The organism is Pseudomonas sp. ABFPK (assembly GCF_001586765.1).
In the GTDB taxonomy this organism is placed as follows: Bacteria; Pseudomonadota; Gammaproteobacteria; order Pseudomonadales; family Pseudomonadaceae; genus Aquipseudomonas; species Aquipseudomonas asiatica.
Map to the genome: position 1 here is coordinate 14,771 of NZ_LQXW01000012.1, position 11,362 is coordinate 26,132.

General features: G+C 62.4%; 10 protein-coding genes. 2 read left to right on the forward strand and 8 right to left on the reverse strand.

The features are described from left to right. Positions 1-128: 128 nt before the first annotated feature. From pyk to gcl, 5 genes are all read right to left on the reverse strand, one after another. Positions 129-1,544 carry a pyruvate kinase gene (gene pyk, locus WM94_RS09330; RefSeq protein WP_013973542.1) on the reverse strand — a complete coding sequence of 472 codons (1,416 nt, stop codon included), beginning with the start codon at positions 1,542-1,544 and terminating at the stop codon, positions 129-131. After that, positions 1,541-2,815: a glycerate kinase gene (locus WM94_RS09335; RefSeq protein ID WP_039614445.1), complete on the reverse strand. Its 1,275-nt coding sequence runs from the start codon at positions 2,813-2,815 to the stop codon at positions 1,541-1,543. The genes pyk and WM94_RS09335 overlap by 4 nt, the downstream gene beginning before the upstream one ends. Before the next feature lie 242 nt (positions 2,816-3,057). After that, a complete protein-coding gene (locus tag WM94_RS09340) occupies positions 3,058-3,951 on the reverse strand; it encodes a 2-hydroxy-3-oxopropionate reductase (RefSeq protein WP_003259509.1) in 894 nt (297 codons plus the stop codon). A 180-nt stretch (positions 3,952-4,131) separates the two neighbouring features. Further along, positions 4,132-4,914, reverse strand: a complete 783-nt coding sequence (gene hyi / locus WM94_RS09345) for a hydroxypyruvate isomerase (RefSeq protein WP_003259508.1) — start codon at positions 4,912-4,914, stop codon at positions 4,132-4,134. Between the two features lie 68 nt (positions 4,915-4,982). After that, positions 4,983-6,758 (reverse strand): glyoxylate carboligase, encoded by a 1,776-nt coding sequence (gcl, locus tag WM94_RS09350; RefSeq protein ID WP_015271168.1) that lies wholly within the window; start codon positions 6,756-6,758, stop codon positions 4,983-4,985. 257 nt (positions 6,759-7,015) lie between these two features. Between gcl and WM94_RS09355 the strand changes: the two genes are divergently transcribed. After that, positions 7,016-7,456 (forward strand): heme-binding protein, encoded by a 441-nt coding sequence (locus tag WM94_RS09355; protein ID WP_013973539.1) that lies wholly within the window; start codon positions 7,016-7,018, stop codon positions 7,454-7,456. Positions 7,457-7,578: 122 nt separating this feature from the next. On the opposite strand, the gene WM94_RS09360 is transcribed toward WM94_RS09355, so the two are convergent. Next, entirely contained in the window at positions 7,579-8,190 is a 612-nt protein-coding gene (locus WM94_RS09360) for a TetR/AcrR family transcriptional regulator (protein WP_013973538.1), read from the reverse strand. Between the two features lie 132 nt (positions 8,191-8,322). Here WM94_RS09360 and WM94_RS09365 point away from each other — a divergent pair, with 132 nt between their 5' ends. After that, positions 8,323-9,237, forward strand: a complete 915-nt coding sequence (locus tag WM94_RS09365; protein ID WP_038410029.1) for a DUF808 domain-containing protein — start codon at positions 8,323-8,325, stop codon at positions 9,235-9,237. A gap of 138 nt (positions 9,238-9,375) precedes the next feature. Here the strand turns inward: WM94_RS09365 and WM94_RS09370 are convergent, their stop codons facing one another. Next, positions 9,376-10,158, reverse strand: a complete 783-nt coding sequence (locus WM94_RS09370; protein WP_003259506.1) for an outer membrane protein OmpK — start codon at positions 10,156-10,158, stop codon at positions 9,376-9,378. Between the two features lie 351 nt (positions 10,159-10,509). Continuing rightward, a complete protein-coding gene (locus WM94_RS09375; RefSeq protein WP_015271165.1) occupies positions 10,510-11,295 on the reverse strand; it encodes an outer membrane protein OmpK in 786 nt (261 codons plus the stop codon). Positions 11,296-11,362 lie beyond the last annotated feature (67 nt).

The window sequence follows — 11,362 nt, forward strand, 5'->3', positions numbered from 1 at the left end:
GAGGGCTTTGCCCTCCATTCGCAGCACAAGGCTGCTCCTACAAAGGGACCGCGCAGCGGGAGGTTTTCGCGGTCCCTTTGTAGGAGCAGCCTTGTGCTGCGAATGGGGCGCAAGGCGCCCCCGAAATCTCAGATCAAGGTCTCGATCCGCAGCGTGTTAGTCGACCCCGGTTTGCCGAAAGGCACACCGGCAGTGATCAGTAGCGTGTCGCCACGGCTGGCCATGCCTTGTGCCTGGGCAATCTCCAGTGCGGTGGATACAACCTCGTCCACCTGGCGCAGGCGGTCGTTGACCACCGAGTGCACGCCCCACGCCACGCTCAGGCGACGCGCGGTGGCCAGGTTCGGGGTGAGGTTGAGGATCGGTGCCCGTGGCCGCTCGCGTGCCGCGCGCAGGGTCGAGGCGCCCGACTCGCTGTAGTTGACCAGCACCGCCACCGGCAGGATGCCGCTGATACGGCGGATGGCGCAGCTGATGGCGTCCGATACGGTGGCCTCGGCCTTCGGCCGGCCAACGTCGAGCTGGGCCTGGTAGTCCGGGCCGTTCTCCACCTGGCGGATGATCTTGCTCATCATCTGCACGGCTTCCAGCGGGTACTCACCCGAGGCAGTCTCGGCCGACAGCATCACCGCATCGGCACCTTCGGCCACGGCGTTGGCCACGTCGGTGACTTCGGCGCGGGTCGGCGCTGGCGAGAAGCGCATGGATTCGAGCATCTGCGTGGCCACCACCACCGGTTTGCCCAGTTGGCGGCAGGTGCCGATGATGCGCTTCTGGATTTGCGGCACGCTTTCGGCCGGCACTTCCACGCCCAGGTCGCCACGGGCCACCATGATTGCATCCGCAAGTTCCGCGATGGCTTGCAACTGTTCGACCGCCGATGGCTTTTCGATCTTCGCCATCAGGTAGGCACGGTCACCGATCAGCTGGCGTGCTTCGGTGATGTCTTCGGGGCGCTGCACGAACGACAGGGCCACCCAGTCCACGCCCAGCTCCAGGCCGAAGGCCAGGTCGCGGCGGTCTTTCTCGGTGAGCGGGGAGAGGTCGAGCACCGCTTGCGGCACGTTGACACCCTTGCGATCGGACAGCTCGCCACCGGCCAGCACTTCGGTGTCGATGGCGTCGCTGTGCTTGGCGGTGACGCGCAGGCGCAACTTGCCGTCGTCCAGCAGCAGGTCCATGCCCGGCTCGAGGGCGGCGATGATCTCAGGGTGCGGCAGGTTGACCCGGCGGCTGTCGCCCGGGGTGTTGTCCAGGTCCAGGCGCAGGGCCTGGCCGCGTTGCAGCTGCACCTTGCCGTCGGCAAAGCGGCCGACGCGCAGCTTCGGCCCCTGCAGGTCCATGAGGATACCCAGCGGGTAGTTCAGTTGCTGCTCGACTTCGCGGATCCACTGGTAGCGCAGGGCGTGGTCGGCGTGCTCGCCGTGGCTGAAGTTGAGGCGGAAGATGTTCACCCCGGCTTCTACCAGTTGGCGGATGTCGTCGATGCCTTTGATCGCAGGGCCGAGGGTGGCGAGGATCTTTACTTTTTTATCAGGCGTCATGATTGGGCAGTCTCGAGGATCAGGATGGCGCGGAAATCGTTGACGTTGGTGCGGGTCGGCTCGGTGACGATCAGCGCATCCAGGGCGGCGAAATAGCCGTAGCCGTTGTTATTGTCCAGCTCGTCGCTGGCCGACAGGCCCAGGGCTTCGGCACGGGCGTAGCTGGCCGGGGTCATGAAGGCGCCGGCGTTTTCTTCCGAGCCATCGATACCGTCGGTGTCACCGGCCAGGGCGTACACGCCCGGCAGGCCTTTCAGGCTTTCGGTGAGGCTGAGCAGGAATTCGGCGTTGCGCCCGCCACGGCCATTGCCGCGCACGGTCACGGTGGTTTCGCCGCCGGACAGGATCACGCAGGGCGCTTTCAGCGGCTGGCCGTGCTGGACGATCTGCCGGGCGATACCGGCGTGCACCTTGGCCACTTCGCGTGATTCGCCTTCCAGGTCGCCGAGGATCAGCGGGCTGAACCCGGCCTGGCGGGCTTTGACCGCGGCGGCTTCGAGCGACTGCTGGGGCTTGGCGATCAGCTGGAAGTGGCTGCGGGCCAGGGCCGGGTCGTCGGCCTTGACGGTTTCCGAGGCTGGGTTGTTGAGCCAGTCGATAACCGCCTTGGGTGCTTCGATGTTATAGCGCTTGAGGATGGCCAAGGCGTCGGCCGAGGTGCTCGGGTCGGCCACGGTAGGACCGGAGGCGATCACCGTGGCGAGGTCGCCCGGGACATCGGAAATGGCATAGGTATACACCGTGGCCGGCCAGCAGGCCTTGGCCAGGCGGCCGCCCTTGATCGCCGAGAGGTGCTTGCGCACGCAGTTCATCTCGCCGATGGTGGCGCCGGATTTCAGCAGCGCCTTGTTGATCTGCTGCTTGTCGGCCAGGGTCAGGCCTTCGGCGGGCAGGGCCAGCAGCGCTGAGCCACCGCCGGACAGCAGGAAGATGACGCGGTCGTCTTCACTGAGGTTGCTGACCAGTTCCAACACGCGTTTTGCCACGGCCAGGCCGGCGGCATCGGGGACCGGGTGGGCGGCTTCGACCACCTCGATCTTCTGGCAGTTGGCACCGTGACCGTACCGTGTGACAACAAGCCCGGAGACTTCGCCCTGCCAGCACTTCTCGACCACTTCGGCCATGGCGGCTGCGGCCTTGCCTGCACCGATGACGATGACCCGGCCGCTGCGGTCGGCGGGCAGGTAGGGTTCGAGGACTTGACGGGGGTGGGCGGCAGCGATGGCTGTGTCGAACAGCTCGCGGAGAAGGTTTTGCGGATCGACCGACATGGCAGGCTCCCAATTATTGTTGTTCTGCAGAATCAAAACGCCCCTGGAACTGCCTCCGTGCAGGCCGAACCAGGGGCGGGTGTTGCTCGGTGCCACCGTTGAACCTGTGGTCGCAGGTTCAACGGTGTTGGCTTCTTCGCGGGTAAACCCGCTCCCACAGGGACTTCACAGAGGCTGAAGACGGCGTAAATCCTGTGGGAGCGGGTTCACCCGCGAAGAGGCCGGTGAAGGCTAAAAATTACTTACTTGTCGTCGCGGATCGAGAAGTTGGCCATGTGCTCCAGGCCTTTGATCAGCGCCGAGTGGTCCCAGTTGCCGCCGCCCAGTGCCTGGCAGGTGTTGAACACTTGCTGTGCATTGGAGGTGTTGGGCAGGTTGATGCCCAGTTCCTTGGCGCCTTGCAGGGCCAGGTTCAGGTCCTTCTGGTGCAGGTTGATGCGGAAACCTGGGTCGAAGGTGCCCTTGATCATGCGCTCGGCGTGCACTTCGAGGATCTTCGACGAGGCGAAGCCGCCCATCAGGGCTTCACGTACCTTGGCCGGGTCGGCACCATTCTTGGCGGCGAACAGCAGGGCTTCGGCAACGGCCTGGATGTTCAGGGCAACGATGATCTGGTTGGCCACCTTGGCGGTCTGGCCGTCGCCATTGCCACCGACGCGGGTGATGTTCTTGCCCATGGCTTCGAACAGCGGCAGGGTGCGCTCGAAGGCTTTCGGGCAGCCACCGACCATGATGCTCAGGGTCGCGGCCTTGGCACCGACTTCGCCGCCGGACACCGGGGCGTCCAGGTAGGCAGCGCCGGTAGCCTTGATCTTCTCGGCGAAGGCTTTGGTGGCGGTAGGGGAGATCGAGCTCATGTCGATCACGACCTTGTTCGGGCCCACGCCTTCGGCCACGCCGTTGTCACCGAACAGGACGCTCTCGACCTGCGGGGTGTCGGGGACCATGACGATGATGAACTCGGCTTCCTGGGCAACTTCCTTCGGGTTGGCCAGGGCCACGGCACCGGCGGCGATCAGGTCGGCCGGGGCAGCGTCGTGGTGGGTGGAGATGAAGATGCTGTGACCTGCTTTCTGCAGGTTCTGAGCCATGGGCTTGCCCATGATGCCGGTGCCGATGAAACCGATTTTAGCCATGAGAGATTACCTCGTTGTATTTGTTGAATCTCGATGGAGCAAGCTGCACAGGCCCCCTTGTTGGACACAAAACTCTGTGGGAGCGGGTTTACCCGCGAAAGCGGCAGTGAAGCCAACATCGCATTCGCGGGTGAACCCGCTCCCACTGGGTCAGGCATGTGTCACGGGACCCGATCAGCCTTAGATTGCGTTATGGGTCTTCAGCCAGCCCAGGCCCGCTTCGGTGGTGGTCAGCGGCTTGTACTCCGCGCCCACCCAACCCTGGTAGCCGATGCGGTCCAGGTGTTCGAACAGGAAGCGGTAGTTGATCTCGCCGGTACCTGGCTCGTTGCGGCCGGGGTTGTCGGCCAGCTGGATGTGGTTGATCAGTTTCAGGTTGGCTTCCATGGTGCGAGCCAGGTCACCTTCCATGATCTGCATGTGGTAGATGTCGTACTGCAGGAACAGGTTGTCGCTGCCAACCTCGGCCTGGATTTCCAGGGCCTGTTTGGTGGTGTTCAGGTAGAAGCCGGGGATGTCCCGGGTGTTGATCATTTCCATGACCAGGCGGATCCCGGCGGCTTTCAGCTTGTCAGCGGCGTAGCGCAGGTTTTCCACGAAGGTCTTGCGCACGGTGGCGCAGTCCGGGCCTTGTGGGCGAATGCCGGCCAGGGCATTGACCTGGGTGTTGCCCAGCACCTTGGCGTACTCGATGGCCTTGTCGACACCGGCGCGGAATTCCTCGACGCGGTCAGGGTGGCAGGTGATACCGCGCTCACCCTTGGCCCAATCGCCCGCCGGCAGGTTGAACAGCACCTGGGTCAGGCCGTTGGCGTCCAGCTGCTGCTTGATCTCGGCAGCGCTGAAATCGTACGGGAAGAGGTACTCTACGCCGCTGAAACCAGCATCGGCGGCAGCCTTGAAGCGGGCCAGGAAGTCCTGTTCGGTAAACAGCATGGACAGGTTGGCAGCGAAGCGAGGCATGTTGTGTCTCCTAGCGATGAAGGCCCCCGGCGCCCTGAGGTAGGGGCCGGCACGGGGGCGTCAGGCGATCAGTCCAGCAGCGAGATGGCGGTTGGCGCGTCGTTGCCGACCAGGGCCAGGTCTTCGAACTCGTTGACCGCGTTGATCTCGGTGCCCATGGAAATGTTGGTCACACGTTCGAGAATCACTTCGACCACCACCGGTACGCGGAACTCTTCGGCCATCTTCTGTGCCTTGAGCAGGGCAGGGGCGATCTCGGCCGGCTCGAATACACGGATGGCCTTGCAGCCCAGGCCTTCGACCACGGCGACATGGTCGACACCGTAGGTGGCGGCGTCGGTCGAGTTGATGTTCTCGAACGCCAGTTGTACACAGTAATCCATGTCGAAGCCACGCTGTGCCTGACGGATCAGGCCCAGGTAGGCGTTGTTCACCAGCACGTGCACGTACGGCAGGTTGAACTGTGCGCCCACCGCCAGCTCTTCGATCATGAACTGGAAGTCGTAGTCACCCGACAGCGCGACCACCTTGCGCTTCGGATCGGCCTTGACCACACCGAGGGCGGCAGGGATGGTCCAGCCCAGCGGGCCGGCCTGGCCGCAGTTGATCCAGTGGCGTGGCTTGTACACGTGCAGGAACTGCGCGCCAGCGATCTGCGACAGGCCGATGGTGCTGACGTAGCAGGTGTCCTTGCCGAATACCTGGTTCATTTCTTCGTAGACGCGCTGCGGCTTGACTGGCACGTTGTCGAAGTGGGTCTTGCGCTGCAGGGTGGCCTTGCGCTCCTGGCAGTCTTCCAGCCAGGCCTTGCGGCACTTCAGCTTGCCAGCGGCTTTCCACTCGCGGGCCACTTCGAGGAACACGTCCAGTGCCTTGCCGGCGTCGGAAACGATACCCAGGTCCGGGGTGAACACGCGGCCGATCTGGGTCGGCTCGATGTCCACGTGCACGAACTTGCGGCCTTCGGTGTAGACGTCGACGGAACCGGTGTGGCGGTTGGCCCAACGGTTACCGATACCGAACACCAGGTCGGATTTCAGCAGGGTGGCGTTGCCATAGCGGTGCGAAGTCTGCAGGCCGACCATGCCGACCATCTGTGCGTGGTCGTCCGGGATGGTGCCCCAGCCCATCAGGGTTGGAATCACTGGTACACCGGTCAGTTCGGCGAACTCGACCAGCTTGTCGCTGGCGTCGGCGTTGATGATGCCGCCACCGGCTACCAGCAGCGGGCGTTCGGCGTCATTGAGCAGGGCCAGGGCTTTTTCGGCCTGTACGCGGGTAGCGGACGGCTTGTGCACTGGCAGCGGTTCGTAGGCGTCGATGTCGAATTCGATTTCGGCCATCTGCACGTCGAACGGCAGGTCGATCAGTACCGGGCCTGGGCGGCCGGTGCGCATTTCATAGAAGGCCTTCTGGAAGGCGTAAGGCACCTGGCCTGGCTCCAGAACGGTGGTGGCCCACTTGGTGACCGGCTTGACGATGTTGGTGATGTCGACGGCCTGGAAGTCTTCCTTGTGCAGGCGGGCACGTGGGGCCTGGCCGGTGATGCAGAGGATCGGGATGGAGTCGGCGGAGGCACTGTACAGGCCGGTGACCATGTCGGTGCCGGCTGGGCCGGAGGTGCCGATGCACACGCCGATGTTGCCTGGGTTGGCACGGGTGTAACCCTCGGCCATGTGCGAGGCGCCTTCGACGTGACGAGCGAGGACGTGATCGATGCCACCGACTTTCTTCAGGGCCGAGTACAACGGGTTGATGGCAGCCCCCGGGATGCCGAACGCGGTATCTACACCTTCACGGCGCATGACCAGAACGGCTGCATCGATTGCTCTCATTTTGCTCATGGTTTGTGCCTCATCGATTTTGTAATTGTATACAACTTGCTTTGTGCCAGAGTGTATTCACGGCTGGCCGCTCAGGTCAACGGGTTTTCGTCGGACGAGGTCGCTTTCGTTCAAGCGCCCGTGAAAACGGGCGTTTGCAATCTCGCATACGATCGTTTCAATTTATTGTATACAAAAAAAGATTCAGTTGTGTTCTATTGGCTTTTCGGTTTTTCACCTGCCCTCAGGGCTTCTCACAACAAGAAGAGGACCTTTCCATGAACGCTTTGAACCTGAAAGTCGCGGTCAGCCTGGTGAATGCCGCGCTGGCGGCGGGCCGCAAGATCAACGCCGCGCCACTGACCGTGGCGGTGCTGGATGCCGGCGGCCACTTGCTGGCGCTGCAGCGCGAGGATGGCGCCAGCCTGATCCGGCCGGAGGTGGCTACCGGCAAGGCCTGGGGGGCTATTGCCCTGGGCAAGGGGTCGCGCCTGCTGGCGCTGGACGCGCAGCAGCGGCCGGCATTTTTTGCCGCGCTGAACGGGTTGGGCGAGCGACCGGTGGTGCCGGCGCCGGGTGGTGTGCTGGTGCGTGATCAGGACGGCAAAGTGTTGGGTGCGGTAGGGATCAGTGGGGATACGTCGGATATCGACGAGCAGTGCGCGATCAGTGCGATCGAGGAGGTGGGGTTGAAGGCGGATGCGGGTGTAGCAGCCTAAATCTCTGTTGCCTGTTCCGGCCTATTCGCGGGTGAACCCGCTCCCACAGGATCATCACAGGCTTGAAGCTCGTGGTGTCCCTGTGGGAGCGGGTTCACCCGCGTAGAAGCCAGCGCCGGGGGTCAGGCTACCTCGGGCTCGCAGCCCTTGAGCACCATGCGGATGATGGTCTCGGCTGCGGCGTCATAATCGCTGTCGGCCAGCTTGGCCTTGCCGGTCACGGCAGAGATCTGCCAGTCGAAATCGGCATAAGTCTGGGTCGCTGCCCAGATGCTGAACATCAGGTGATGCGCATCCACATGGGCGATTTGCCCGCGGTCGATCCAGCGCTGGATGCACTCGATGTTATGGCGCGCCTGCTCGTTCAGCTGCGCTACCTGGTTCGGCGACAGGTGCGGGGCACCGTGCATGATCTCGCTGGCGAACACCTTGGACGCATGCGGCAGGTCGCGCGAAATGCGGATCTTCGAGCGGATGTACGCACTCAGCACTTCCTTCGGGTCACCGTCGGCATTGAACGGGGTCGACGCCTGCATGATCGGCGCGATGATACTCTCCAGGACCTCGCGGTAGAGGTTGTCCTTGGATTTGAAGTAGTAATACACGTTCGGCTTGGGCAGGCCGGCCTTGGCCGCGATATCGCTGGTCTTGGTGGCGGCGAAGCCCTTGTCGGCGAATTCCTCGCTGGCCGCGCGCAGGATCAGTTCCTTGTTGCGCTCGCGAATGGTGCTCATGGTCAGGGATCTTCCTCGTGTCTGGCCACCTCTAAGAGGGATCGGGCATGGTAGCACCGGGCTCGACGGGCGCTCAAGGCAGCGGCTTTGGGCTAGAATCCTGGACACTCACTCTTCTGGATGCAGGCAAACATGGCAGGAAGCAGTCTACTGGTACTGATCGACGACATCGCCACTGTGCTCGATGACGTCTCGGTGATGACCAAGGTGGCGGCAAAAAAGACCGCAGGCGTGCTGGGCGATGACCTGGCGCTGAATGCCCAGCAGGTCACCGGGGTACGTGCCGAGCGCGAGATCCCTGTGGTGTGGGCAGTAGCCAAGGGCTCGATGGTGAACAAGGCCATCCTGGTGCCGGCGGCGCTGCTGATCAGTGCGTTCATTCCCTGGGCGGTGACGCCGTTGCTGATGCTGGGCGGTGCCTACCTTTGCTTCGAGGGCTTCGAGAAGCTGGCGCACAAGTTCCTGCACAGCAAGGCCGAAACTGACGCCGAGCACGAAGCGCTCAAGGAGGCGGTGGCTGATGCCAATGTCGACCTGGTGGCGTTCGAGAAAGCCAAGATCAAGGGTGCGGTACGTACCGACTTCATCCTGTCGGCAGAGATCATCGCCATCACCCTGGGCATCGTTGCCGACTCGCCGTTGACCCAGCAGATCGTCGTGCTGTCGGGTATCGCGGTGGTCATGACCATCGGCGTGTACGGGCTGGTGGGCGGTATCGTCAAGCTCGATGACCTGGGGCTGTGGATGACCCGCAAGGCATCACGCCTGGCCAGGGCGGTGGGTAACGGCATTCTGCGTGCCGCGCCATACATGATGAAGAGCCTGTCGGTGATCGGCACGGCGGCCATGTTCCTGGTTGGTGGCGGGATCCTGGTGCATGGCATCGCACCTCTGCATCATGCGATCGAGGCATTCAGCGAAGGGCGTGGCGGGGCGTTGACCGTGGCACTGCTGAACGGCGGTGTCGGGGTTGTGGCCGGTGCCGTGGTGCTGGCCGTGGTGGGCATTGCGGGGAAATTGTGGCGAGCGGTTCGGCCGGCCAGTTGATGCTGCCTGGCCGGGGCTTCGCCCCGGTTCGCGGGTGAACCCGCTCCCACATGTATAGCGTCTGCCATGAATCCGGTGCGGACCCTGTAGGAGCGGGTTTACCCGCGAATGGGCCGCAAGGCGGCCCCTGTACTCAGATCAGAAGTGAACCTTGAGCAGGAAGCTCATGGTGTTCTGGTCGGTGGTGAAGGCATCGGAATCCTTGATGCCGTACTTGTTCTTCCAGTAGTCGTACTCCACACCCACATACAGCTGCTTCTCGCCCAGGTGCAAGGCCTTGCCCAGGTCATACTTGATCTGCGGGTTGAAGTGCAGGTTGGCCTGGTAGGTGCCGCGGCGGTTCTCGTCGTTGTCCACCACCCAGTCCATGAAGCCGTCGATCAGCACATCGGACGAACCGACCGGAATGGTGTACGACCACACCGGGGTGATCTGCCACACGTTGTCGCCGGCGCGGCTGCCGTCGGTGGTGCGGTTGTAGAAGTTCAGCTGGAAGTAGTCGAAGCCTGGGATGTCCAGGTCGAAGCCAGGGCCGATCAGGTAAGACTCGGTATCACCTTCACCGAACTCGTAGGTCATCGCCAGCAGTACGTCCTTGACCGGGCCAAACCCGATCTTCTGGTCGAAGATCTTGCCGAACGACAGGCGCGGGCTGATTTCGCCGTAGTAGGTGTTCGGGCCGTTGCCCTCATCTTTCTGGCCCTGGTAGAAGATCTTGTCGACAAAGATGAAGTTATCGCCGTACTTCCAGCCATCAGCGTGCTCGAAGGTCACGGTTTGCTGGATCGACGGGTTGACCTTGAAGTTCTTGCCCCACAGGTAGGTCAGGCTGTTGTTCTGCCATTGCAGCAGGTCGCCGCCGAAGGTGGTGCCACAGGCCAGCAGGCCGCCGGCGAGGATCAGGCTGTTGATGGTACGCATTGCGAATGTCGCTCCCTTGATTGATCTGTTGTCAGCGCTCGTTATTGGCGCTTTTTGTCTTTTGAGTCAGCTTTTTTCGATAGGCCACAGCTGTTTGGCAAGGGTTGAGCCAACTTTCCTGGGCTGGCAAAACCTTCCTGCTCGACTTCGTTCTGAACGGATGAAAAGGGTCTTTCAGGCTGGCAACACGTTGGCCAACCGCCCGTATTCATTGACTGAGCGGTCAGTAAACGCAGGCAGAATCCGTTCTGCCCTGATCGAGGGGGCGCGCAGATTACTGGCTTGCGCGCCTTGCCTCAAGTGCTCCGTCCTGGAGCAGAGTGGAACAAACTTGTGCGTTTGGTCAGTTTTCTAGAAGTGCACTTTGATCAGCGCACTGGCGACACTCTGGTTGCTTTCCAGATTGCCGCGGCTGTCGATGCCGTACTTGTCCTTCCAGTAGCTGTACTCAAAGCCCACGTACAGCTGCTTGGCGCCCAGGTTCAGCGCTTTGCCCAGGTCGTACTTCACCTGCGGGTTGAAGTGCAGGTTGGCGTGGTAGGTGCCACGGCGGGTCTGGTCATTGTCGGTGACCCAGTCCATGTAGCCGTCGATCAGAATGTCGGACCTGCCCACGGGGATGGTGTAGGACCAGCCGGGGGTGATCTGCCAGACGTTGTCACCCGGGCGGCTGCCCTCGGTGTTGCGCACGTAGAAATTCAGGGTGAAATAGTTGAAGCCGGGGACGTTCAGGTCGAAACCAGGGCCGATCAGGTAGGCCTCGTTGTCGCCTTCGCCGCGCTCGTAGGTCATGGCCAGCAGTACGTCCTTGATCGGGCCGAAGGCCAGCTTCTTGTCAAAGATCTTGCCGAATGACAGGCGTGGGCTGAACTCGCCGTAGTAGGTGGTGACGCCTTTGCTGGCGTCGGCCTTGCCGTTGTAGAAGATCTTGTCGACGAACATGAAGGTGTCGCCGTACTTCCATTTGTTGGCGTGCTCGAACGTGATGGTCTGCTGGATATCAGGGTTGACCTTGAAGTCCTTGCCGTACAGGTAGGTCAGGCTTTCGCCGTGCCATTGCAGCCATTCGCCTGCATGCGAGGGGAGGGTGGCCAGCAGGCTGCTGCCCAGCAACAGGGACGTGGTGATGCGCTTCATGTTGTGATTCCCGGACTTATTGTTTTTGTTGGCGGTTTATTTGGCGCGCAGGCGCCCCGGGCGGCCC

Excerpts from the sequence above, each read along its gene's own strand:
- pyk (WP_013973542.1), bottom strand. The coding sequence starts at position 1,544 with ATGACGCCTGATAAAAAAGTAAAGATCCTCGCCACCCTCGGCCCTGCG.
- WM94_RS09335 (WP_039614445.1), bottom strand. The coding sequence starts at position 2,815 with ATGTCGGTCGATCCGCAAAACCTTCTCCGCGAGCTGTTCGACACAGCC.
- WM94_RS09340 (WP_003259509.1), bottom strand. The coding sequence starts at position 3,951 with ATGGCTAAAATCGGTTTCATCGGCACCGGCATCATGGGCAAGCCCATG.
- hyi (WP_003259508.1), bottom strand. The coding sequence starts at position 4,914 with ATGCCTCGCTTCGCTGCCAACCTGTCCATGCTGTTTACCGAACAGGAC.
- gcl (WP_015271168.1), bottom strand. The coding sequence starts at position 6,758 with ATGAGCAAAATGAGAGCAATCGATGCAGCCGTTCTGGTCATGCGCCGT.
- WM94_RS09355 (WP_013973539.1), top strand. The coding sequence starts at position 7,016 with ATGAACGCTTTGAACCTGAAAGTCGCGGTCAGCCTGGTGAATGCCGCG.
- WM94_RS09360 (WP_013973538.1), bottom strand. The coding sequence starts at position 8,190 with ATGAGCACCATTCGCGAGCGCAACAAGGAACTGATCCTGCGCGCGGCC.
- WM94_RS09365 (WP_038410029.1), top strand. The coding sequence starts at position 8,323 with ATGGCAGGAAGCAGTCTACTGGTACTGATCGACGACATCGCCACTGTG.
- WM94_RS09370 (WP_003259506.1), bottom strand. The coding sequence starts at position 10,158 with ATGCGTACCATCAACAGCCTGATCCTCGCCGGCGGCCTGCTGGCCTGT.
- WM94_RS09375 (WP_015271165.1), bottom strand. The coding sequence starts at position 11,295 with ATGAAGCGCATCACCACGTCCCTGTTGCTGGGCAGCAGCCTGCTGGCC.